This window comes from Streptomyces regalis, assembly GCF_001509475.1.
GTDB classification, from domain to species: domain Bacteria; phylum Actinomycetota; class Actinomycetes; order Streptomycetales; family Streptomycetaceae; genus Streptomyces; species Streptomyces regalis.
In genome coordinates, this window is sequence record NZ_LLZG01000115.1 from 68,710 (window position 1) to 91,880 (window position 23,171).

The 23,171-nt window shown below is 70.5% G+C and carries 20 protein-coding genes and 2 tRNA genes; 6 read left to right on the top strand and 16 right to left on the bottom strand.

The window, feature by feature from the left end:
* Positions 1-45 precede the first annotated feature (45 nt).
* Positions 46-119, top strand: a tRNA-Lys gene (locus ADL12_RS16845).
* Here the strand turns inward: ADL12_RS16845 and ADL12_RS16850 are convergent.
* From ADL12_RS16850 to ADL12_RS16870, 5 genes are all read right to left on the bottom strand, one after another.
* Positions 85-1,782 (bottom strand): AMP-binding protein, encoded by a 1,698-nt coding sequence (locus ADL12_RS16850; protein ID WP_079052081.1) that lies wholly within the window; start codon positions 1,780-1,782, stop codon positions 85-87. The two genes, ADL12_RS16845 and ADL12_RS16850, sit on opposite strands and share 35 nt — an antisense overlap.
* Positions 1,783-1,837: 55 nt before the next feature.
* Positions 1,838-2,368, bottom strand: coding sequence for a DUF3592 domain-containing protein (locus ADL12_RS16855; protein ID WP_063806675.1), 531 nt, complete (start codon positions 2,366-2,368; stop codon positions 1,838-1,840).
* Positions 2,369-2,474: 106 nt separating this feature from the next.
* On the bottom strand, positions 2,475-3,080 hold the full coding sequence (locus ADL12_RS16860) for a lytic polysaccharide monooxygenase auxiliary activity family 9 protein (protein WP_062703217.1): 606 nt from the start codon (positions 3,078-3,080) through the stop codon (positions 2,475-2,477).
* Positions 3,081-3,246: 166 nt separating this feature from the next.
* A complete protein-coding gene (locus ADL12_RS16865) occupies positions 3,247-4,374 on the bottom strand; it encodes an SPFH domain-containing protein (RefSeq protein WP_062703219.1) in 1,128 nt (375 codons plus the stop codon).
* Between the two features lie 57 nt (positions 4,375-4,431).
* Positions 4,432-5,823, bottom strand: coding sequence for a peptidoglycan-binding protein (locus ADL12_RS16870; RefSeq protein WP_062703221.1), 1,392 nt, complete (start codon positions 5,821-5,823; stop codon positions 4,432-4,434).
* 185 nt (positions 5,824-6,008) lie between these two features.
* On the opposite strand from ADL12_RS16870, the gene ADL12_RS16875 reads away from it, so the two are divergent.
* The 4 genes from ADL12_RS16875 (at position 6,009) to glxA (ending at position 11,376) form a co-directional block, all read left to right on the top strand.
* Positions 6,009-6,082: transfer RNA gene (locus ADL12_RS16875), tRNA-Lys, on the top strand.
* Positions 6,083-6,361: 279 nt separating this feature from the next.
* A complete protein-coding gene (locus ADL12_RS16880; RefSeq protein WP_062703223.1) occupies positions 6,362-7,078 on the top strand; it encodes a FadR/GntR family transcriptional regulator in 717 nt (238 codons plus the stop codon).
* Between the two features lie 324 nt (positions 7,079-7,402).
* Positions 7,403-9,442, top strand: coding sequence for a glycosyltransferase family 2 protein (locus ADL12_RS16885; RefSeq protein ID WP_062703231.1), 2,040 nt, complete (start codon positions 7,403-7,405; stop codon positions 9,440-9,442).
* Positions 9,439-11,376 carry a radical copper oxidase GlxA gene (gene glxA / locus ADL12_RS16890; RefSeq protein WP_062703233.1) on the top strand — a complete coding sequence of 646 codons (1,938 nt, stop codon included), beginning with the start codon at positions 9,439-9,441 and terminating at the stop codon, positions 11,374-11,376. Before ADL12_RS16885 ends, glxA begins: the two co-directional genes overlap by 4 nt.
* Before the next feature lie 73 nt (positions 11,377-11,449).
* Here glxA and ADL12_RS16895 read toward each other — a convergent pair whose 3' ends face one another.
* A complete protein-coding gene (locus ADL12_RS16895; RefSeq protein ID WP_062703235.1) occupies positions 11,450-12,481 on the bottom strand; it encodes a glycoside hydrolase family 6 protein in 1,032 nt (343 codons plus the stop codon).
* A 201-nt stretch (positions 12,482-12,682) separates the two neighbouring features.
* Between ADL12_RS16895 and ADL12_RS16900 the strand changes: the two genes are divergently transcribed.
* Positions 12,683-13,456: a GAF and ANTAR domain-containing protein gene (locus tag ADL12_RS16900; protein ID WP_062703237.1), complete on the top strand. Its 774-nt coding sequence runs from the start codon at positions 12,683-12,685 to the stop codon at positions 13,454-13,456.
* 238 nt (positions 13,457-13,694) lie between these two features.
* Here the strand turns inward: ADL12_RS16900 and ADL12_RS16905 are convergent, their stop codons facing one another.
* From ADL12_RS16905 to ADL12_RS16950, 10 genes are all read right to left on the bottom strand, one after another.
* Positions 13,695-14,360: a class F sortase gene (locus tag ADL12_RS16905; RefSeq protein ID WP_062703239.1), complete on the bottom strand. Its 666-nt coding sequence runs from the start codon at positions 14,358-14,360 to the stop codon at positions 13,695-13,697.
* 2 nt (positions 14,361-14,362) lie between these two features.
* Positions 14,363-14,899: a hypothetical protein gene (locus ADL12_RS16910; RefSeq protein ID WP_062703241.1), complete on the bottom strand. Its 537-nt coding sequence runs from the start codon at positions 14,897-14,899 to the stop codon at positions 14,363-14,365.
* Positions 14,900-15,008: 109 nt separating this feature from the next.
* Positions 15,009-15,788 carry an HAD-IIA family hydrolase gene (locus tag ADL12_RS16915; protein WP_062703242.1) on the bottom strand — a complete coding sequence of 260 codons (780 nt, stop codon included), beginning with the start codon at positions 15,786-15,788 and terminating at the stop codon, positions 15,009-15,011.
* 75 nt (positions 15,789-15,863) lie between these two features.
* A complete protein-coding gene (locus ADL12_RS16920; protein WP_062703244.1) occupies positions 15,864-17,402 on the bottom strand; it encodes an alkaline phosphatase family protein in 1,539 nt (512 codons plus the stop codon).
* Positions 17,403-17,487: 85 nt separating this feature from the next.
* Positions 17,488-18,543 (bottom strand): 2-aminoethylphosphonate ABC transporter substrate-binding protein, encoded by a 1,056-nt coding sequence (locus ADL12_RS16925; protein ID WP_062703247.1) that lies wholly within the window; start codon positions 18,541-18,543, stop codon positions 17,488-17,490.
* Positions 18,544-18,607: 64 nt separating this feature from the next.
* Positions 18,608-19,405 (bottom strand): ABC transporter permease, encoded by a 798-nt coding sequence (locus tag ADL12_RS16930; RefSeq protein ID WP_062703249.1) that lies wholly within the window; start codon positions 19,403-19,405, stop codon positions 18,608-18,610.
* On the bottom strand, positions 19,392-20,288 hold the full coding sequence (locus ADL12_RS16935; RefSeq protein WP_062703251.1) for a 2-aminoethylphosphonate ABC transporter permease subunit: 897 nt from the start codon (positions 20,286-20,288) through the stop codon (positions 19,392-19,394). Before ADL12_RS16935 ends, ADL12_RS16930 begins: the two co-directional genes overlap by 14 nt.
* Positions 20,281-21,348, bottom strand: coding sequence for an ABC transporter ATP-binding protein (locus ADL12_RS16940; protein WP_062703253.1), 1,068 nt, complete (start codon positions 21,346-21,348; stop codon positions 20,281-20,283). The genes ADL12_RS16935 and ADL12_RS16940 overlap by 8 nt, the downstream gene beginning before the upstream one ends.
* On the bottom strand, positions 21,345-22,028 hold the full coding sequence (locus ADL12_RS16945) for a phosphonatase-like hydrolase (protein ID WP_062703255.1): 684 nt from the start codon (positions 22,026-22,028) through the stop codon (positions 21,345-21,347). Before ADL12_RS16945 ends, ADL12_RS16940 begins: the two co-directional genes overlap by 4 nt.
* Positions 22,029-22,033: 5 nt before the next feature.
* Entirely contained in the window at positions 22,034-23,158 is a 1,125-nt protein-coding gene (locus ADL12_RS16950) for a TIGR03364 family FAD-dependent oxidoreductase (RefSeq protein WP_062703464.1), read from the bottom strand.
* Between the last annotated feature and the right edge of the window lie 13 nt (positions 23,159-23,171).

A 23,171-nucleotide genomic window follows, 5' to 3' on the forward strand; every position in this document is an offset into this window, starting at 1 on the left:
GTCGCCAGCCGCGAACCCACTCGGAACGCGGTCGGCGAGGGTCATGCGCCGCTAGCTCAGTTGGTTAGAGCAGCTGACTCTTAATCAGCGGGTCCGGGGTTCGAGTCCCTGGCGGCGCACCTCCGAAGGGCCTCTCGTGGGAGCGAGGGGCCCTTCGACGTGTGCCAGGACATCCGCCTCGGTCAGCCGCCGGTACGTCCGCTCCACGGCCGGCCGCCACCACACCGGATCGGCACACCGCAGCCCCTCGCGCCTCAGCCCCGCCCGCTGGATCTTGTTCGTGGCGGTCACCGGCATCCGCTCCACCACCCGCACGAACCGGGGCGCCATCTTCGTCCCCAGATCGGGCTGGGCGAGCAGGAACGTGGCGAAGCCCTCCGGCTCGAACTCCCCCGCGATCGTCGCCATGACCTGGTCCCCGGTCACCGGATCCGGCACCGCGTACACGGCGACGGCGAGCGCACCCTCGTACCGGGCGAGGATGTTCTCGATCATCGCGGCGGACAGGTTCTCCCCGTCGACCCGGAGCCGGTCGTCGCCGCGCCCCGCGAAGTACAGATAGCCGTCGGCGTCCCGGCAGAACAGATCCCCCGTCCAGTACCAGCCCTCCCGCCGCCGCTCCGCCTCCGCCTCGGCATTGCGCCAGTACCCCTCGAAGGGGTTCGGCCCCCGGTTGACCAGCTCCCCGATGGCCTCGTCCCCGTTGACCAGCCGCCCGCCCGCATCGAAGACAGCGGGCGGGCACTCCACACAGGTCTCCGGATCGAGTACGACGAGCCCCGGCGCCGCCCGCCCCACGGCCCCCGGCGGCGTCCCCGGCGACCACTGCACGGCGGCCCCGCCCTCCGACGAGCCGTACCCCTCCACCAGCCGCGCCCCGAACCGCCGCTCGAAGGCGGCGGCGTCCACGGCGCCCGCCTCCGTGCCGAAGCCGAGCCGCAGCGCATGGTCCCGGTCGTCGGGGCGCGGCTCGGTGGCGAGGAGGTACTGGATCGCCCGGCCCACGTAGGTGAAGTACGTCGCCCCGTACGCCCGCACGTCGTCCAGGAACCCCGACGCCGAGAACCGCCGCCGCAGCGCCACGCCCGCGCCGGCCGCGAGGGCGGGCGCCCAGTCGGCGATCACCGCGTTGCCGTGGAACATCGGCATGCAGATGTAGTGCACGTCGTCGGGGCGCACCCGGAACTGGTCGGCCAGGGAGCGCCCGGCGGCCGCCAGCCGCCCCTGGGTGCAGATCGCGGCCTTGGGGGCGCCGGTCGAGCCGGAGGTGAAGTACAGCAGGAGCCGGTCGTGCGGGGTGGCGCGGGAGGCGTCGGGCCGGGCGTCGGCGTACGGCGCGAGCAGGGCGTCGTACTCCTCCCCGCCGGTCAGCAGCAGACGCACTCCCCCACGCTCGAATTCGCTCGCGCGGGGGGACCCCCATGGCAGGTCGAGGCCGGCGAGCAGCGGCAGGTGGGCCTGTTCGGTGACCAGGACCCGGCACTCGGTGTGCAGGATGTCGCGGGCGAGTTCGGGGCCGCGGCGGGTGGCGTTGATGCCGGCGACGGCGGCGCGGGCGAGGGCCGCCGCGCTCAACCACAGGGGGTATTCAGGGGTGTTGTCGAGCAGCACCCCGACGTGCGAGCGGGGCGGCACCAGGTCGGCCAGCAGGGCTGCCCGGGCCGCGGCGCCCGCCGCCACCTGGTGATGGGTAAGCGCCCGCCCTTCGCACCACAGCCCCGGACGGTGGTCGCCCCATCCGCGGGCGACGAGTTCCGCGACCGTACGCCTGTTGGACTCCATGGCGGCGCACGGTAGTTGATGGAGCGTCAGATGTGGAGGGTCATGGGGTTACGGGTCACGGGGTCATCGTGACGCCGTCGATGACGACGGTGTCGGGGGTGTCGGGGGTGTCGTCGGCGCCTTCGCCGAATTCGAAGCCGAAGCCGTCGAACACCTGGCTGTACGTGACCATGAAGCCGATGCAGAACACCGCGAACACCCCGAGGAACGCCAGGATGGCGATGGTGGACGCCGCCAGCTTGGCGCGGCCCGGGGCCTTGGCCGTGGCGACCACCTCGTGACCCTCGGCGTAGTAGACGGTGACGAAGTCGCCCTCCACCGTCGTCGCCGGGCCGTTCTCCTCCTCGAAGCGGACGACTCGGCCGTCACGTGCGGTGAACTCGTAGACGTGGTGCAGCGTGGTGTGCACGGACGAGTCATTGCTGCCCCCGTGCGTCGTCGTGAACATCCGCAGACAGCGCCCCTCCGCCGTCAGCCCGCTGTTCCAGGCACTGCGGATCTGCAGCGAGCGGCGCATCACGCGGTACGCGCCGAAGAGGACGAAGGCCAGCATGAGGCTGGGCACGGCGTAGAAAAAGAGGTCCATGGCGCTTCCCCCGAGGTCAGATACTGCTGGTCGTGGGGAACCTACCCCCGGGGGAAGCACACTTGTCTCAAGTAACGCTCAGAGATCCACAGCCGGATCAGAGCGCTCAGAACGTGACGTCCGAGCACGCGTAGAAGGCGTTGCCCGTGTCGGCGATCGTCCACACCGCGAGGATCACGTGCCGGCCGCTCAGCCCGGACGGCAGCGTGCCGCTGTGGGAGAGCGTCGCCGGCGGCCGCTGACCGTTGTACGGCACCGTCAGGAACGGGGTGAGGTTGAGGTCGGAGCGGGCCAGGTTGTGGTTCTGGTTCCAGCCCGGCTTGGTGACGTAGTACTTGAAGTCGGTCGTGGCGTGCATGGCGGTGAACTGCCAGCGGAACGTGTAGCTCTGGCCGCCCGTCACCTTGGTGGCCGGCCATGCGCCGCCGGACGGTGTCCGTGGCGCGCTGAGCTGGCTGAACTGGCCCAGCCCGGCGTTGCATATCTGACCGTCGGCCGGCCCTGAGCCGGGGAAGCCCTTCGGGCCCTCGACGCTCTGCGGCTCCCACTGGATCGAGCCACAGTTGGTGACGGTGCCGTTCTGGCAGAGCTTCTGCCGGCTGATGGGGAGGTCGGTGTAGCCGTGGCCGCTGGCGCCTCCGGTGGAGAGCACGAGGGCCCCGGCCGTGGTGAGTCCGAGTGCGGCGGCGTACCACTTGGTCCTTCTGCGCATGCTGCTGCTCCTGGGAACGTGGGGGAAGTTCGGTGAGCTTGCAGGTCTAGACCAAGTCCCAGATTATTGCTGATCCTTGAACATGTCCATACCAATCGGGGGAGATGTTCGACGGGCCGTCAGGCGAATGTCGCCATCAGGTGAAATGTCGCCGCCAGGTGAATGTCTAGGTGGCCGCCTCCCCCCGCCCCGCGCAGAACGCCACCGTCAAGTCCTTGACCAGCGCCTTGCGTTCGTAATCGTCGAGCTCGACCAGGCCCCGCACGGTCAGCCGGGTCACCGTGTCCTCCACCGAGTCGACGACCGAGGTGAGCATGGTCGCCCGGTGCTGCGCGTCCAGCGCGGCGATACTGCGGCGGTGCATGGCGGCGGCGACCTCGGGGGCGTACTCCACCCGCACCGGCCGCACCGAGAACACCTCGAGCCCGACCGCCCCCGCGTCCCGCACCACCAACCGCGTCAACGCGTCCCCGGCCAACTCGACGGACACCCGCGAGGCGCCCGGCATCTCCACCGGCACCCGGGCCAGCGCCGCCTCGACGCACTCGCGCAGATACGTCTCATGGTCCTCCACCCCGAGCGTGGCCCGCGCGGTGTCCCGCACCCGCCACACCACCAGCACGACCACGCGCAGCGCGACCCCGTTGCCGTCGGCCGCCTGCATCGGCTCGCTCCGCCAGTGCCGCAGCCGTACGTCGACCCGGCGGCGCAGCAGCAGCGGGTTGACCCACAGCAGACCGGTGCGCCGGACCGTCCCCCGGTAGCCGCCGAACAGCCCGAGCACCCAGGCCCGCCCGGTCCGCCCCCGCGCCAGCCCGCCGAGGCCGACGAGCCCGAGGGCCCCGGCTCCTGTGTACGCCGCCCACTGCGCAGGCCCCAGCCCCGCCGCGGACGCCGGCAGTCGCAGCGCCTCCACCACCAGCGGCGGCAGCACCCCCGCCCACCACGAGGTGGCCAGGCATCCGGCCGCCCCGCACGCCCCGGCGAACACCCCCGCCGATCCGGGCAGCACCCGCGCGGGCCGCTCCACCAGCTCGGGGTCGACCTCCGGCTCGGGAGGCGGCTTCGGCTGCACCGGGCGGCGCAGGCGCGGCTGCTCCCCCGTGCCCTGCCGGCGCGCCACGACCGTCGGCCTGAGCGGGACGGACACCGGGTCGGAGTCGTCACGGAACAGCAGATGGACGGGGATCTCGGTGGTCCCCTCGTTCTGGATCAGCCGGGTGGACCGGGCAGGCCCCTCGGCCGACCCGGCGGGCCCCTCGGGCTCGGGCGTGGGTGAAGTGGTCGTGGTCATGCGTGCCTCCAGCCTCCGCGCCAGATGCGTCACAACAGTGGTGGTCGCGATGTCGGGTCACGAGAAGAGCCGCCGCCAGGTCTCCGGCCCCGGATAGCCGTCCGCCGCGCCGCCCCGCCAGCCCTGGGCGCGCTGGAACGCCTCGACGCCGCGCCGGTCCGCCTCGCCCCAGCGCGGCCCCGGCCCGGTCTTGTAGTGCTTGCCGAACCCCTTCTTCACCAGCTGCTTGCCGAGCTGGGTGACGTACTTGTTGCTGACGCCCGGCCGGAACTTCGCCCGCCCCGGATAACCCGGCACCCCGTGCGACGCCGGAGACACGGGCGACGCGGGTGATGCGGGGGCACCGTGCCCGCCCAGCCACGTCGCCTGGATGCTCCTGCCCTTGCCCGTCACCAGCAGCGCCCACGTCTGCGGCCCCGGAAACCCGTCCGCGTCCCGGCCCCGCCAGCCCTGCGCCAGCTGGAAGGCCCGCGTGGCCCTGCGATCCGTCTCCGACCAACGCGGGCCCGGCCCCACCGTGTAGTACCGGCCGGCGCCGCGCGCGACGAGCATGCGGCCCAACTGGGTGACGTACTTGTTGTTGGCCCCGGGACCGAAATGCGCCCGTCCCGGGTAGGGCGCCTCGCGCTTGGGATCCTCCGGCTTGGCGGTGTCCGGCTGCCCGGTGTCCGACTCTCCGGTGTCCGAGTGTCCGGAGTCCGGTTTTCCACCTGTCGCGCCGCCCACGAGGCCCTTGTATCGGTAGGCCAGATAGCGGCCGGAGTGGCTCCAGTAGGCGTATGGGGTGGCCTGCCGGCGGGCATGCGGGCGGGTCGACTCGTAGGCGATGTAGTAGGTGTGCGTGTAGTCCGTCCAGCCGCCGAAAATGACGACGTGCGAGCCTTTCTCGGGGTCCGCAGGATTGTGGAACAGCAGAATGTCACCGGGCTGCAGGTCCTCCTTGGAGATGCGTACGCCGTACTGATCGAGGCTGCCGGTCCATTCGTTCCCGGGCAGCTTCCAGGCCATCGAGACGAAGCCGGAACAGTCCTGCCGGTATCCGTCCGACCAGTACTTGGACATGCTGTACGGCACCCTCGCGGCGACCCATTTCTTGGCCCGCCTGATGATCTCCGCGCGGGTGACCGCGGGCGCCTCGGCCACGCCGCCCGGCTTGACCGGCCTCCCGCCCGGGCCGTGCAGCGGAGCCTTGCCGCCCTGGGGCGTCTCGGGCTCGTCACCTGCGGGAACGCCCGGCCGGTCGGGGGCGTGGGAGGCGGCGAGGGCCGGGGCCGTGTGACCGACGGCGAGGGTGGTGGAGGCGGCTGCGGCGAGGATCAGCGCCCGGTGCGCCGCCGGGTGGCGGCCGGTCGTGGAATGCGGCAGAACGCGTCGCCAGTGAACGCATCCGGGGCAGTCGCAGTCACTCGCCGGATCGAATTCCTCGAATACCGGAGCCCGAGCCTCCATGCGATTCCCCTCACACTCCAGTTGCACATGTCCGCGGCTGCACACTCCGTCAGTTTCACAACTGTCTTCCGGACTCGCATGTTGACGGTCCGAATGGTTTACGGCCGCCCCCGCCTCCCCCGGCCACCCCGCGCCCGCGGTCAGGACCACCCCTGGAGGTCATGTAGAGTTAACGACGTCAGCACGCGCCGCTAGCTCAGTTGGTTAGAGCAGCTGACTCTTAATCAGCGGGTCCGGGGTTCGAGTCCCTGGCGGCGCACAGACAGCAAGGCCCCTCGCAGACCGCGGGGGGCCCTCGCTTTTCGGGCGAGCCCTCCCCGGCACCGCAGAACGGCTGGGGGTCCGGGGGTTAACCCCCGGGAAATGCAGCATCAGCGGGTCCGGGGTTCGAGTCCCTGGCGGCGCACAGACAGCAAGGCCCCTCGCAGACCGCGGGGGCCTTCGCTTTTCGGGCTCTGCCGCCCGCACCCCCGCCAGTCCGGAAGCCCCTCGTGCAAGCGAGGGGCTTCCGGTGTGTTTGGCCGGATACCCTCTGGCCATGGCAGCGCGAGATCTCCAGGAGCGGATCAAGAAGCTCATCATCGACCGCAGGCTGCCCTCCGGGGCCCCGCTGCCGACGGAGCCGGAGCTGATGGCGCATCTCGGTGCCAGCCGGAACTCCGTGCGCGAGGCGCTCAAGGGGCTGCAGGCGATAGGCATCGTCGAGATCCGGCACGGGTTCGGGACGTACGTCGGCACGATGTCCCTGGCTCCGATGATCGAGGGCCTCACCTTCCGCACCGTCGCCGGGCACTACCGGGGCGAGGACACCCTGCTCCAGCTGGTGCAGTTGCGGGAGGCCGTGGAGACGGGGCTGGTGGCCCGGCTCGCGGGACGGATCCCGGACGCCGACCTCGTTGAACTGGACGCGCTCGTCGACCGTATGGAAGAGCAGGCAGCGCACGGCGGCGACGGCATCGCCGAGACCGACCGGGCGTTTCACGCCACTCTCTACCGAGGGCTGGACAACGCGCTGCTGGGCGAGGTCATGGAGGCGTTCTGGGACGCCTTCCACCGCGTCCACACCGACCTCGGGGGCGCGCCGCAGGATCCGCTGGTCACCTGCCGGCAGCACCGGGAGATCGTGGACGCGGTGCGGTCGGACGATGCGATACGGGCAGAGGAGGCCATAAGAGAGCACTTCGGCAACATCCGCGCCCGCGTATCCACAACGGGTACACAACACCCCCACAGGTGCCACAATGAGCGCGTATGACCGGTAAACACCTCGTTTCGCATCTTGCGATCATGTGGAACGACGTAGAACCTGGTGGTTGGTTTTTCAAGATGCCGCCGATACGCGGTAGTTGGGGGGCAAGGAGCCGGTTGCCGGTTTTCGCCGGGGCATAGGGGGCCCCGTTCATGACCGCATGCCGAGGGGGGCATGATGCAACCGGAAGGTCGCTGTTCCATGTCTATGGTGGAGAAGATGTGGTGACTGCGGCCCACCACTGATACGCCTGTGGAAGGTCGAGGGGGACCGGAGCAGTCGTAAAGGAACCGACAGACACGCGGTGACCTGCGTGTGGGGGGATGACTCATGACGTCGACGCCGACGGGCGCCCGGCAGAACTACGACCCGTCTCAGACAACTCAGCTCAGGGTGCCTTCGCAGACTCGGACCGGCGCGTTCCGCCGGATCAAGAAGACGCTGCCGAAGTACGACTACGAGCACTACAGCCGGTTGGCCGGCCCCCTCACGCAGCCCGACCCGAACAAGCCGTACCGGGTCCAGTACCGCTCTTTGATCTCGCAGGAGCCGCACCGGATCAGGGTCGCCCTGATGCTGGCGGCCGCTCCGCTGCTGTCGCTGGTCCTGCTGTTCTGGCTGCTGCAGCCCGAGCACTGGACCGAACGGGACTATCCCGCCTTCGACTTCCTGCCGGCGCTCGACATGGTCATGCTGGTCTCGATCGGTCTGATCGAGTTCTTCCGCTGCATGAACGTGCTGTCGAACGCGCACGCCACGCTGGTCGCCCGCGACCCGATCCCGGTGGTGCCGGAGACCGGCACGAGAGTGGCCTTCCTCACCTCCTTCGTGCCCGGCAAGGAACCGCTGGAGATGGTGACGAAGACCCTGGAGGCGGCCGTCAAGCTGCGCCACCGGGGTCTGATGCACGTCTGGCTGCTCGACGAGGGCGACGACCCGGAGGTCAAGGAGGTCTGCGCCCGGCTCGGCGTGCACCACTTCTCCCGCAAGGGCATCGCCAAGTGGAACCAGGCCAAGGGCCCGCACCGCGCCAAGACCAAGCACGGCAACTACAACGCCTGGCTCGACGCGCACGGCGACGACTACGACTTCTTCGCCTCGGTCGACACCGACCACGTGCCGCTGCCCAACTACCTGGAGCGGATGCTCGGCTTCTTCCGCGACCCGAACGTCGGCTTCGTCATCGGCCCCCAGGTCTACGGCAACTACGACAACTTCGTCACCAAGGCCGCCGAGTCGCAGCAGTTCCTCTTCCACGCCCTCATCCAGCGCGCCGGCAACCGCTACGGCGCCCCGATGTTCGTGGGTACGTCGAATGCCGTACGCATCAAGGCACTCAAGCAGATCGGCGGCCTGTACGACTCGATCACCGAGGACATGGCGACCGGCTTCGAGATCCACCGCCACAAGAACCCGGCCACGGGCAAGAAGTGGCGGTCCGTGTACACGCCGGACGTGCTCGCCGTCGGTGAGGGCCCGAGCGCCTGGACGGACTTCTTCACCCAGCAGATGCGCTGGTCGCGAGGGACGTACGAGACGATCCTCAAGCAGTACTGGAAGGGCTGGTACTCGCTGCCGCCGAGCAAGCTCTTCAACTACACGATGATGATCATCTTCTACCCGATGTCGGCCCTCAACTGGATCCTGGCGGCGCTGAGTTGTGCGCTGTTCCTGGGCCTGGGCGCCTCGGGTGTGAACATCGACCCGACGATCTGGCTGATGCTCTACGGCAACGCCTCCGCGCTGCAGATCGGCCTCTACGTCTGGAACCGCCGGCACAACGTCTCGCCGCACGAGCCGGAGGGCTCCGGCGGTGTGGCCGGCATGGTGATGTCCGCGCTGTCGGCGCCGCTGTACGCGAAGGCGTTCTTCGACTCCGTGCTGCGTCGCAAGAGCAAGTTCGTCGTCACGCCCAAGGGCGATTCCGCCAGCCCCGACAGGTGGTTCGCGACCTTCCGGTACCACTGGTACTTCATCGTGATCTTCGGCGCGTCCATCGCCGCCGGGTTCGTGTACGGGCACTCGCACCCCGCGATGATCACCTGGGCGACGTTCGCCATGCTGATCACCGCGACGCCGATCTTCGCCTGGCGCTACATGCTGCGGCAGGAGAAGAAGAGGCCCGCGGCGACCGTCCCGGCCCAGCCGGCGCCGGCTCAGCCCGCGGCGTATCAGCCCGCGTCGTACCAGCCGGAGCCACATCCGCAACCGCTGTCCGGGCAGCACACGCCGCACGCCGGGCACACCCCGCATGCGCCGCACGCCCCGCATGCCCCGCAGCACAAACCGAGTTGGGCCGCTTCTTCCGGCAGCGGCACCGACCAGACCATGCAGATCGCCCTTGGTGGACTTGGGGGACGTAAGGAATGAACGACCGTGCAGGCCGCCGCCGCGCCCGTCGACTCGCGATAGGTACGGCGGTGGTACTCGCGCTGGCCGGAATGAACGGGCCGTGGCTGTACCGCGTCGGCACCGAGAAATACCACCAGTACCAAATCAACAAGCCCGAGTACAAAGCCGAGAACGGCAAGTGGGAGATCGTCGACTTCCCTGAGGAGTACCGCCAGAACACCATCCATGCGGCGCTCCTGCACACCGGCAAGGTGCTGCTGATCGCGGGCTCGGGCAACAACCAGGACAACTTCGACGCGAAGAAGTACGACACCCGGATCTGGGACCCGGTCAAGGGCACGATCAAGAAGGTGCCGACGCCGAACGACCTGTTCTGCACGGGCCACACCCAGCTGTCCAACGGCAACCTGCTGATCGCGGGCGGCACGAAGCGGTACGAGAAACTCAAGGGTGACGTCACCAAGGCCGGCGGCCTGATGATCGTCCATAACGAGAACCCGGACCGGCCGATCACGCTGCCCGCAGGCACCAAGTTCACCGGCAAGGAGAACGGCAAGACCTTCGTCTCCAAGGACCCGGTGCTGGTGCCGCGCGCGAAGAAGGTCTTCGACAAGGCGACCGGCAAGTTCCTGCGCAACGACCCCGGTCTCGGCCGGATCTACGTCGAGGCGCAGAAGAAGGGCGCCAAGTACGAGACCGGCACCCAGGACAACTACCGCATCCAGGGCCTGAGCGGCACCGACGCGCGCAACACGTACGGCATCGCGCAGAAGCTCGCCCTCGACAAGAAGGACTTCCAGGGCATCCGGGACGCCTACGAGTTCGACCCGGTCGCCGAGAAGTACATCAAGGTCGACCCGATGCACGAGGCCCGCTGGTACCCGACGCTCACCACCCTGAGCGACGGCAAGATCCTCAGCGTCTCCGGCCTCGACGACATCGGCCAGCTGGTGCCGGGCAAGAACGAGGTGTACGACCCGAAGACCAAGAAGTGGACGTACCTGCAGAAGGTCCGGCAGTTCCCGACGTATCCGGCGCTGTTCCCGCTGGAGAACGGCAAGATCTTCTACTCGGGTTCCAACGCGGGCTACGGTCCTGACGACGTGGGCCGCGACCCGGGCATCTGGGACGTCGACACCAACAAGTTCAGCAAGCTGCCCGGGCTGAGCGACTCCAAGCTGATGGAGACCTCGGGCACGGTGCTGCTGCCGCCGGCGCAGGACGAGAAGTACATGGTGATCGGCGGCGGTGGCGTCGGCGAGTCCAAGGACTCCAGCAACAAGACGCGGATCATCGACCTCAAGGCGAACGACCCGAAGTTCGTGGACGGGCCGTCGCTGGAGAAGGGCACGCGGTATCCGCAGGCGTCGGTGCTGCCCGACGACACCGTGCTGGTGTCGGGCGGTTCCGAGGACTACCGGGGCCGCGGCGACTCCAACATCCTCCAGGCGCGGATCTACCACCCGGACACGGGCAGCCTTGAGAAGGTCGCCGACCCTCTGGTGGGCCGCAACTACCACTCGGGGTCGATCCTGCTGCCGGACGGCCGCGTGATGTTCTTCGGCTCGGACTCGCTGTACGCCGACGCGGCCAACACCAAGCCGGGCAAGTTCGAGCAGCGGATCGAGATCTACACGCCGCCGTATCTGTACCGGGACGCGCAGCCGTCGTTGTCGGGCGGACCGCAGACCATCAAGCGCGGCGGGACGGGCACGTTCACCTCGCAGCACGCCTCGTCCATCGAGAACGTGCGGCTGATCCGGCCGAGCGCGTCGACGCACGTCACGGACGTGGATCAGCGGTCGGTCGCGCTGGACTTCAAGAAGTCCGGCGACAAGCTCACGGTGAGTGTGCCGACGAACCGGAATCTGGTGCCGTCGGGGTGGTACATGCTGTTCGTGACGGATGATCAGGGGACGCCGTCGAAGGCGCAGTGGGTGAGAGTCCCCTAGCGAGCCGGCAAGCACTTGGGGGCGCCCTCCGTCACGGAGGGCGCCCCCAAGGCGTGTACGGGCTGTGCAGGGCCTACTTACTGGCCTTCGCCAAGTTCAGGGCGTACTGCGCCCACCACTCCCCCGCCTTCGGCCCGCCCTTGCACTCGCCGTCCGACTCGCCCGGGCGCTTGACCCAGACGTAGGCGTCGACCAGCGGGTCCGCCGTCTTGGTCGTCGGGGTCTCGCCCAGCGCGCGGCCCGGCGGGTTGCACCAGCGTTCGTCCGGGTTGCCCTCGGTGTAGGGGCCGTTGCCGTTGCGGCTGGTGTCGATGACGAAGGGCTTGTCGCCCACCTTGGCGGAGAGCTCCTTGCCGTACGCGATCGAGTCCTGGGTCGTGTAGAAGTTGGACACGTTGACCGAGAAGCCGTCGGCCTGGTCGATGCCCGCCCGCTTCAGGGGCTCGAAGATCTGGTCGGGGTGGCCCCAGCCGGCGTTGCCCGCGTCCAGGTAGACCTTGGTGTTCTTCAGGGACTTGAGCTTGGCGACGGCACCGCTCAGGAGGTCGTAGCGCTCCTCGTGGTACTCCTGCGCCGTGCAGTTGTCCACCATGTGCAGCACCGCGTCCGGCTCCAGGATCACCGTCGCATCGCGGTCGCCGATGCCCTTGGCGACGCTGTCGACGAACGCCCGGTAGGCGTTGCCGTCGGCGGCGCCGCCCTCCGAGAACTGGCCGCAGTCGCGGTGCGGGATGTTGTAGAGGACGAGCAGCGCCGTACGGCCCGCCTTGTCGGCGGCCTCGGTGAAGCCGCGTGCCTGCTCTTCCGGGCTCTCCGGGCTGATCCACTCGCCCGTCGGCTGTTCCGCTATCTTGCGGATCTGCTCGGCGTCCTCCTTCTTGCCGGCCTTCACGAAGGCCGCCAGCTGCTCTGCCGCGTTGCCGTCCGGGTTCACCCAGAACGGATCGGTTGCCTTGGGCTGTTGGCTGATCCCGGCGCCGGCGTTGTCCGCCGGTTCTTCGCCGTCCCCGGAGGATGAACAGCCCGCGATCAGCAGTGCCGCCCCCAACACCACCGCGGACGTCCGCGCGCGAGCGCCCCTCCAGGCCCCCCTCTTCAGGTACATCCAGCTCCCCCTCGGGTGCACTGTTCCAAGGGTCAATCCTGACATACGTGTCGTGGGGCATACGAGGTCGCCGAGCCTTGTCGGAGAGCTGTTACAGCCACTATGACGGCTCCTACGAGCGGGGTGGGGGGCACGCCCGCAGGGGGCGGCATCCCCAGGGAACAGGGGAACGCGGGAACAGGGGAAGGGGAGTGTGCGGTCATGCACCAGTACACCCGGGAGATCCGGCTGGCACAGGCGTTGGTGGAGTCGGCGGACACCCTCGTCGACGACTTCGAGGCCGTGCGTTACTTACAACGCGTCGCCGACCACTGTGTGCGGTTACTGTCCGCACAGGCCGCCGGGTTCATGCTGATCGACGAGGGCCGGACGGTGTCGCTGGCGGCGAGCGGCGCGCATCGGCAGGCCGCGACGGAACTGCTGGAGGTCCAGCGCGACGGCGGGCCCTGCCTGGACAGCTACAGCTCCGGCCGGCCGGTGCCGCCGGTCTCGATCACGGCGGCCCGGTCGGCCGCCCGCTGGCCGGAGTTCACCGAGCGAGCGCTCGTCCACGACATCGCCGCCACCTACGCGGTGCCCGTGCGCCGCCGGCAGCAACTGCTCGGCGCCCTCAACGTCTTCGTCCCCGGCGTCCCCGCCGAGCGCGACACCGGTACGGCGCTGCGCCTGGCCCAGGTCATCGCCGACTGCGCGGCCCTCGGACTGCAGAACAACACGACGTACGTCCAATGCCGCACCCTCTCCGGTCAGTTGCAGCAGGCGCTGTCCAGCAGGGTGCGCATCGAGCAGGCCAAGGGCATGCTCGCCGAACGCTGGAACACCGCGGCCGACCACGCCTTTGTGGCGATGCGGCAGTACGCGCGCCGCCACCGGCTGCCCCTGGACCGGGTCGCGCAGGCGGTCATCGACCGGGTCGCGGACGACGCCGCGCTGCGCCGGGAGGCGGGGCGGGCCGGCGGCGAGGGACGCGCGTAGCCCCCCCTCGACCTTCCTCTAGGCCCCGGCCGTCATCCGTTCTACAGTTCTAAAGTTCTACAGTCTTCTCCGGACGACCCCAGCCCCCGGTCGGACGAGCCCCCTCTGGTCACACAAGGCCTCCCGCGCCGGTCGCCGGGTTACTCCCGCAGCCCGTGCGTGCGCGGTCGAGGACCGGCCCGGTCGGCGGCTTCGGGGGGAGCGGGTCGTCGACCGGGCCAGGTACGCCTCGGGTCCCTCACAGCCCCGTGCCGGTGAGGTACGCCGAGACGATCACGTTCGCCGTGTAGCTGCGGGTCGCCCGGTCGAAGGTGCCGCCGCAGGTGATCAGGCGCAGTTCGGCCCGTCCGGAGCGGTGGGCGCCGTAGGCCTGCCGGGCGTCGAAGCGGTCGCGGGCGACGACCTGGACGTCGTCCACGGTGAACTCGGCGAGCCTGCCGTCGTCGCGGAGCACCCGCACCGTCGCGCCCGGCTTGAGCGCGCTGATCCGGTGGAAGACGGCGGGCCGGGTCTCGGTGTCGGCATGCCCCACCATCAGCGCGGCCCCGGCGGCCCCCGGCTTCACCCCGGCCGCGTACCACCCCACGGCGCCGGCCTGGTCGTAGGGCGGCGGATCGATCGCCCCCTGCGGATCGAGTCCCCGGGCGACCACCGGTGCCTGCACCTCGAGGCCCGGGATGTCGAGGCGCTGCGGCAGCGCGTCCCCCAACGGCCGTGCCGCGGGCGGCAGTTCCACCTCCGGCGGCCGTCCGACCGCCGCGACGTCACCCGACACGGGCGCGGATATGCCCTGCTGTACGTCGCTGATCTCCCGCCCCCACAGCCACAGCCCGAGCAGCAGCACGACCCAGGCCACGCCCATGAGGAGGCGGCCGCCGTACGCGGGGCGTTCGTGCTCGGCCATGGTCAGCGGGGCTCGCGTCTGCGGCGGGCGCTGCGCAGCGCCACGGCGGTGGCGGCGACGCCCGCGAGAACCAGCCCGATCACGGTGTGCGCCGTGCCGGGACCGGCCGCGCGGGCGTCCGCGACGGCGGCGTGTGCGGTGCCACCGCCGCCGGCGGGGACCGGGGCGACGGGAGAGGCGGGGGCGGACGGCTGCGCCCCCTGCCGTACGACGGTGACGGCGCCGGTGCGGGACGCGTCCCCGCAGGTGACCTTCACGTCGTACGTGCCCGGCATGAGCGTGGAACGGATGCGGCTCTCGCCGACGAGGGTGCCGTCGGCGCCGGCGGCGAGGCGCGCGTCGGCGACGAACGCCGCGGAGACGGCCATGGCGGTCCTGTCCGGGCAGCCGCTCATCCGCAGCGCGATGTCGCCGCCGGGGCGGGGGGACGCGGGACTGACCGAGACACCCCCGTCCCCGTCCGCCGCGTATGCCGCCGGAGTGGCGGCGACCGCACCCAGGGCGGCGATCGTACAGAGAGTGACCCGCAGTGATCCCATCGTGAACCTCCAGATATCTGGAGACTCCCCCCGGGGCACCTGCCCCGCATCCTCAGCGGGGCAAGACTGCTCCGTACGGGTCGTGTTCCGGGCCGACCGGGTTTGAGTCTCAGATCCGGTCGACGAGGTCCGCGATCGAGTCCACGACCTTGGACGGCCGGTAGGGGAAGTTCTCGATCTGTGCGGGCCGGGTCAGGCCGGTGAGCACCAGGAACGTCTGCATCCCGGCCTCCATGCCGGCCAGCACGTCGGTGTCCATACGGTCGCCGATCATGGCGCTGGTCTCGGAGTGGGCGCCGATGGCGTTCAGGCCGGTCCGCATCATCAGCGGGTTCGGCTTGCCCGCGAAGTAGGGCTGCTTGCCGGTCGCCTTGGTGATCAGCGCGGCCACCGCGCCGGTCGCGGGCAGCGGCCCCTCGGTCGACGGCCCCGTCTCGTCGGGGTTGGTACAGATGAAGCGGGCGCCGTCGTTGATGAGGCGGACCGCCTTGGTCATGGCCTCGAAGGAGTAGGTGCGGGTCTCGCCGAGGACGACGTAGTCCGGCTCGTGGTCGGTGAGGATGTAGCCGATGTCGTGCAGCGCGGTGGTCAGGCCCGCCTCGCCGAGGACGTACGCCGAGCCGCCGGGGCGCTGGTCGTCGAGGAACTGGGCGGTGGCCAGCGCCGAGGTCCAGATGTTCTCGATCGGCACTTCCAGGCCCATGCGGTTCAGCCGGGCGTGCAGGTCGCGCGGGGTGTAGATCGAGTTGTTGGTGAGGACGAGGAAGGGCTTGCCGGACTCACGCAGCTTCTTGATGAAGGCGTCGGCGCCGGGGATCGGTACGCCCTCGTGGATGAGTACACCGTCCATGTCGGTGAGCCATGACTCGATGGGCTTGCGGTCTGGCATGGTGCTGTGCTCCTGGCCTGCGTGCGGGATGAGCGGGGGCGCCGGAACCACGGCGTACCGACGCCCCCAGGGTAATCAGGAGTGGCTGATCCTGACCCCGTCGATCACCCAGTACCAGTTGTTGGATCCGGTGTAGCGGAACCGGAAGTGAACGCCGGCGGCCCCGGCGGGAACGTCGAGGGTCAGCGACTGGGGCTGCGAGACGACGTCGGAGGTGTAGCTCTTGACGACGGTGGGCGCGGATCCGTTGAAGGAGACGAGGACCTGGGCCGTCTGCGAGCCCTCCTGCCGGTAGAAGGTGGTGAAGTCCAGCCGCACCCTGGTCTTCCCGGTGACGTCGTACGCAGGGGTCACCAGGGTCGAGTCGTATGTTCCGGAGAAGTTCTTGTCCGCCCACTCGTCGGAGTCGGCGACCGCGAACACCCCGCGCGCCCGGACGTTGAGCTCACGCCACTGGTCGCGCTGGGTGCGGGACCAGAACTCGTCGGTGGCGAAGGCCCAGCCGCGCCACTCGGTCACCCCGCCGGTGCCCATGGCGTTGTTGATGACGGACCAGCCGCTGGGCGGGGTGTGCGTGAAGCCGAGCACGCCGGCCGGGACGCCGGTCTCGTCGACCCGCCCGGTCAGGGAGGGCTGGAGGGCGTCGAAGGGGTCGGTGGACCGCTCCTGGACCGGCTTGCCGTCCAGGCCCCAGGCGGGGTCGACGGTGATGCCGAGCTGCTTGAACACGGTGGGTACGACGTCCACGAGCCGGGTGTCGACGGGGCGGGCGCCCGCGGCGATACCGGGCCCGGTGGCGAGGACGAAAGTGCGCCGCTCCTCGATCGAGGACCCGCCGTGGCCGCCCGCGTCGAGGTGGCCGTGGTCGGTGGCGACGAGGACGGTCCAGCGCTCGGAGGCGTAGGTGGGCCGGGCCTTGATGGCGGCACGCAGCCGGCCGAGGTAGGCGTCCTGGACGGCGATCTGGTCGAGATAGGCCTGGCTGCCCGCGCCCTGGTTGTGGCCGACGATGTCGGACTGGCCGAAGTAGACGAAGAGGACGTCCGGGTTCTGGTCGCGGATGATGGCCTCGGCCTCGCCGGCGATGGTGGCGTCGTGGCCGGTGTAGCCGTCGGCGTCGCCGTCGAGGACCAGCTTGGCGTCCGCGCCGGGGGTGACGGTGCCCTGGGTGTCCAGGGGCTTCCAGTCGACGGCCGCGTAGGTGGACAGCTCGGGCCGGACCTGGGCGAGGCGGGCGAGGAACCCGGGGTACCGGTCGTACTTCCTGCCCGCGAAGGTGTTGTCCTTGACGCCGTGCTTGTCGGGCCACACGCCGGTGGAGACGGTCGACCAGCCGGGGCCCGAGGACGTGGCGGCCATCGGGTTCGCGTACAGCAGCGAGGTGCCGTACGTGCCCTCGCTCATCATCGCCTTCAGGTGCGGGGCGTTCGCCGCGTCGATGCGGTCGTGGCGCAGCCCGTCCATGCCGATGACGAGCACCTTGTCCTTGCTGGTGCCGGCCGGGAGCGTGGGGACGGCGTGGGTCTGGGAGGCGCCGGCGGTGCCGAGTGCGAGGGTCGCGGCCGTGGCCGCGGTGGTGGTGAGGACGGTGCGGCGGGACAGATGTGACGTCACGTGATCCTCCTGGACGGGTGGGCGCGGGCCCTGGTGATATGGCCCTTGGTGATATGGCCTTGGTGCGTGGCTGCGAGGAGGCGGGTCAGCTGCCGGTGGCCGACTTCCAGGTGTCGACGTACGTCGTGAGGTTCTCGTCGATGTCGCCCCAGTCGGGCTCGAAGACCTCGACGCCGTCCATGAGTTCGGCGAGGGCGACGGCGTTGGCGTCGGTGGCCTTGACGTCCCGGCGGGCGCTGAAGCCGCCGCCGATCTCGCTGACCTGCCGCTGGGCGTGCCGGCTCAGCATGAAGTCCAGGAGCTGCTTGCCGTTCTCGGTGTGCGGGGCGCCGGTGACGAGGCCGGCGGCGTAGGGCAGGGCGAAGGTGGTGGGCTTGCCGCCTTCCCTCGCCGGGAACCAGATGCCGAGGTTCGGCATGGTCTTGGACTGGGCGAAGTTCATCTGGACGTCACCGTTGGCGACGAGGAGTTCGCCCTTGTCGACCTTGGGGGCGAGCTTGCCGGTGGAGGCGGAGGGGCCGACGTTGTTGGCCTGGAGCTTGCCGAGGTAGTCCATGGCGGACCGCTCGCCGTCAAAGTCGTGCATGGCCTTGATGAGGACGGCGGTTCCGTCGCCGGCGACACCGGGCGTGGAGTACTGGAGCTTGTTCTTGTACGTGCCGTCCAGCAGCTCCTCCCAGGTCGTGGGCGGCTGCTTCAGCTCCTTCTTGTTGTAGACGAACCCGAAGTAGTTGTTGACGACGGACGTCCACGTACCGTCGGCACCCTTGTCGGCACCGCTGACCTGGTCGGATCCGTTCGGGGCGTACTTCTGCAGCAGGCCCTTGCCGTCGGCCTGCTGGATGAACGGCGGGAGCGTGACGAGGACGTCGGCCTGCGGGTTGGGCTTCTCGCGGGCGGCGCGCTGCACCATCTCGCCCGAGCCGCCCTCGACGTACTCGACCTTGATGCCGGTCTCGTTCTCGAAGTCCTTGAAGACCCGGCCGTACCAGCCGTCGCCGTTCTCGCCCTTGAGGCCGTCGGCGCTGTAGACGGTGACGACCTTCTCGTCGGATGCGGCGGAGTTGCCGCCGCAGGCGGACAGGAGCGGGGTGGCGAGGAGGCAGAGGGCGACCGCGAGCGTGAGGCTGTTTCTGGGCATGGCGGGGTGAACTCCTTGCGTCATCGAGGACTTTTGCGAGGGGGCGTCGGGCTTGAGGGGTGGGTCAGCGGTACGAGGCTCTGGTGCGCACGCGGGAGACGGCGAACAGCGCGAGCAGGGTCGCCGCCATCAGGACGACCGCGAGGGCGGAACCGGCGAAGAGGGCGCCGCGGTCGGTGGCCGCGAAGATCAGGACGGGCAGCGGGGTCCAGTCGGGCGGGTAGAGCATCATCGTGGCGCTCAACTCGCCCATGGACAGGGCGAAGCACAAGCCCGCGGCGGCGGTGAGCGACGGCAGGAGGAGGGGGAGCCTGACCCGCCACAGGACGTGGGCGGGCCGGGCGCCGAGGGAGGCGGCGGCCTGCTCGTACGCCGGGTCGAGGCGGGCGAGGGCGGCGGACACGGACTGGTGGGCGAAGGCGGTGACCAGGACGGTGTGGGCGAGGATCACGATCTCCCGGGTGCCGTTGAGCAGGAACGGCGGCTTGGAGAAGGCGACCAGGATCGCGAGGCCCACGACCACCGACGGGACGGCGACCGGGAGGACGAACAGCGCGTCCAGGACCCTGCGGTACCGCCCCTTCAGCCCGGCCGCGGCGAGCGCGGCCCACGTGCCGGCGGTCAGGGCGAGCAGGCTCGCGGCGGCGGCCGTGAGGAGGCTGGTGGTGAGGGCCTGGAGGGCCTCGCCTCGGGTGGCGGCGCTGTAGTGGCCGGTCGTGAAACCGGACGGCAGCACGCTCGACCAGTTGGTGGCGAAGGAGGCGCCGAGGACGACGAGCAGCGGCAGGGCGAACAGGGGCAGGAAGAGGACGAGGAACAGGGCCCATACGGCCCACTTCGCCCCGCGGCTATGCACGAGCACGGCGGCTCACCACCCGGTAGAGGCCGTAGAGGCCCACGGAGATCAGGACGTTGACGACGGCGACCACGCACGCGCCCGGGTAGTCGGACTCCAGGATCGCCTTGCTGTGGACGAGCATCGGCAGGGTGGTGACGCCTTTCGCGCCGGTGAACAGGACGATCCCGAACTCGTTGAGGCACAGGACCAGCACGAGGCTGCCGCCCGCGGCGAGGGCGGGCAGGGCCTCGGGGAGGATCACGCGGCGGACGATGCGCACAGGGCGGGCGCCGAGCGAACCGGCCGCCTCCAGCTGGGCGGTGTCGAGCTGGGAGAAGGCCGCGAGCAGCGGTCGTACGACGAAGGGCGTGAAGTAGGTGATCTCGGCGAGGAGGACGCCCCAGGGCGTGGTGAGGAACTGGAAGGGGCCGTCAGCGGCGCCGGTGAGGTCGGTCCACAGGCCGTTGGCCATGCCGACCGTGCCGTAGACGAAGAGCAGGGCCAGCGTGATCAGGAAGGTGGGGAAGGACAGGAAGACGTCGATGAACCTGGCGACCGCCCGCGCGCCGGGGAAGGGCACGAAGGCGATGACCAGCGCGAGCACGAACCCGAGGACCAGGCATCCGACGGTCGAGCCGGCCGCCAGCCAGACGGTGGTCCACAGGGCCTCGCGGAAGGCGTCGGAGGCGAAGACGTCGGCGTACGGCTGGAAGGACGTACCGCCGGTGTCGGGCTGGAGGGACTGCTGGACGACGAGGGCGAGGGGGTAGAGGAACAGGACGGCGAGCAAGGCGACAGGCGGGACTGCAGCCAACCAGGGGCGCGAGGCCGTGTTGGATGTGCGGCTACCGCCGCGCGGGCGCGACCAGCCACGACGCACCCGCAGCCGACGAACGACCTCAGCCATGGCCCACTCCTGCGGCCAGCAGCGTCGCGTCGTCCGGGGAGAAGTGCAGGGTCACCTCGTCGCCGTGGGCCGGCGGAGCCTTGAGTTCCCGCAGGTCGGCGATGACCCGGCGGCCGTCGACCTCGACGTACAGCCGATGGGTGGACCCGCGCCACTGGATCTCCGTCACGGTCCCGGAGAGCCGGTTGGGCCCGTCACCGAGGCCGACCAGGTGGGGCCGTACGCACAACGTGGCCTTCGCTCCCGGCGCCACCCCCGCCGTCCCGACCTCGATCTCGCCGCCCCCGAAGACCACCCCGCCTCCCGAACCGACCGTCACCGGCAGCAGGTTGGCGTTGCCGACGAAGGAGGCGGTGAACTCGTTCGCCGGCGCCCGGTACAGCTCCCGCGGGGTTCCGCAGGCCTGGAGCCGGGCCCGGTCCATCACCGCGATCCGGTCGGCGAGGGTCAGCGCCTCGACCTGGTCGTGGGTGACATACAGGATCGACACATCCGGCAACTCGCGGTGGAGTCGGGCCAGTTCGGCGAGCATGTCCGAGCGGAGCCGGGCGTCGAGGGCGGAGAGCGGTTCGTCGAGGAGGAGGACGCCCGGGCGGATCGCGAGCGCGCGGGCGATGGCGACACGCTGCTGCTGGCCGCCGGACAGCTCGCGCGGGTAGCGGCGGGCGTAGGCGGCCATGCCGGTCATCTCCAGGGCCTCGGCGACCCGGGTGCGGATCTCGGCCTTGGGGACCTTGGTCCGCCCCCGCTGCGCCTTCAGTCCGAAGGCGACGTTCTCCTCGACCCTCATGTGCGGGAACAGGGCGTACTGCTGGACGACCATCCCGATGCCCCGCCGGTACGGCGGCAGGTCCGTCACATCCTGTCCGCCGAGGAACACCCGCCCGGAGGCCGGTCGCACGAACCCGGCAACCGCCCGCAGCGCGGTGGTCTTGCCGGACCCGGACGGCCCGAGCAGCGCCATCACCTCACCGGGTTCGACGGTGAGGTCGAGGGCGTCGAGGACGACATTGCCGTCGTAGGCCACCGTCACCGAGTCGAAGCGGATGCCGCCGATCATGTGAGCATTCCCGGCAACTCCGCCACGCCGCCCAGCACATGGGTCGCCCCGGCCGCCCGCAGCGCGTCCGTGTCGTGCGCGCCGGTCAGGACGCCGGCGACGACGCCCGCTCCCGCGCGGACCCCGCTGAGCATGTCGTACGAGGTGTCACCGACGACCGCGACCTGCCGGACGTCCTCGGCGGCCGCCGTCCGCAGGAACGCGGTGAGGACCATGTCCGGATACGGCCGTCCCCGGCCCCCGGCGTCGGCGGGGCACAGGGTGAGGGGGACCAGGTCGCGCCAGCCCAGCGCGGTCAGGATCGCGTCCTGCGTGGGGCGGGCGAAGCCGGTGGTCAGCACGACCGTGCGGCCCTGGGCCGTGAGCGCCTCGATGGCCTCGCGCGCACCGGGCAGGGCCGCGACCCGGCCGCCGTCGACGAGTTCGGCGTACGCCGCCTCGAAAGCCCTGTTGGCCTCCTGGGCCTTCGGCTCCTCCCCGAACAGGTGCCGGAAGACGGAGATCTTGGACTCGCCCATGGTGGCGCGGACGTGGTCCAGCATCGAGTCGGGATCCGCGCCGAGGTGGCGTGCGGCCGCCGCGAAGGCCTGCTCGACGAGGCCGCCGTCGGCGACGGTCGTACCGGCCATGTCGAGGACGACGAGCCGGATGTCTCGGATCTCTCGGGTGTGATCTGCCATGTATGTCACCAACCCAGTTCGTTCGCGGTCGTCTCGGCGATGGCCGGCGAGCAGGTCATCCCGCGCCCGCCGGGCCCGGTGACCAGCCACACCCCGTCGCGCACCTGCTGCCGGTGCACGACCCGGCCCGGGTCGGTGCACTGCGCGTACACCCCCGCCCAGCGGCGCCGGACCTTCGGCAGCGGGCGGCCGAGGAGGGACTCGACGACCTCGGTGAGGTGGTCGTAGGGGTCCTCGAGGGTGTCGAAGGCGAAGGGGTGCTCGTACTCGTGGGTGTCGCCGATGGTCAGCCCGCCGTCGGCGCGCTGCACCATGAGCAGCTGCATCCGGTGGGCCGCGGCGGTCTCGGCCTGCGGCTGACCGGCGTTGAGCGCGTCCAGCTCGGCGCAGGCGTAGGCCGGGTAGTAGCGGAAGCTGTCCGCGTCGGCGACCGACGTGGTGAGGGGCTCGCCCAGCGGGTCGGTCTGCATCATCTGCAGGCGTACGCGGCGCACCGGGAGGTCGGGGCCGACCAGCTCGCGGACCAGCCCGCCGAGCCAGGCACCGGTGCACAGGACGACGACGTCGCCGCTGTGCACGTCCCCGTGGTCGTCGCGGACGGCGCCCCGGCCGATGACCTCGCGGACCTCCCTGCCGGGCCGGAAGGTGTAGTGCGGCGACTTCAACAGCTCGGCACGCAGGGCGAGTTGGGCGGTGCGCGGCTCGACGGCGGCGTCCCGCTCGCAGTACAGGGCGGCGGTGAAGTCGCCGCGCAGGGCGGGGTTCAGGGTGCGCGCCTCGTCGGGGGCCAGCAGCTTGTGGCCGCGGGCGGCGGCGTCCTCGCTCGCTACGGCGACCTCGGCGACGGCGAGTTCGAGGGCGCCGCGGACGGGGGTGAGGGAGCCGTTCGGCCGGAAGCCGAGCCCCGGCACGCGGGCCCCGATCTCCTCCCACAGCTCCCTTGCCCGCAGGGCGGTCGCAAGTTCCTCGCCGCCCGCGCGGCCGCTCACCCAGATCTGGCCGAAGTTGCGCAGCGAGGCGCCGCGAGCCTCCGCCTCGCGCTCGATCTGTACGACCTCGTGGCCGCGTTCCACTGCCTGCCAGGCGTGCAGGGTGCCCACCACGCCGGCTCCGACGACTATCACTCTCACGACGGCCACGCTC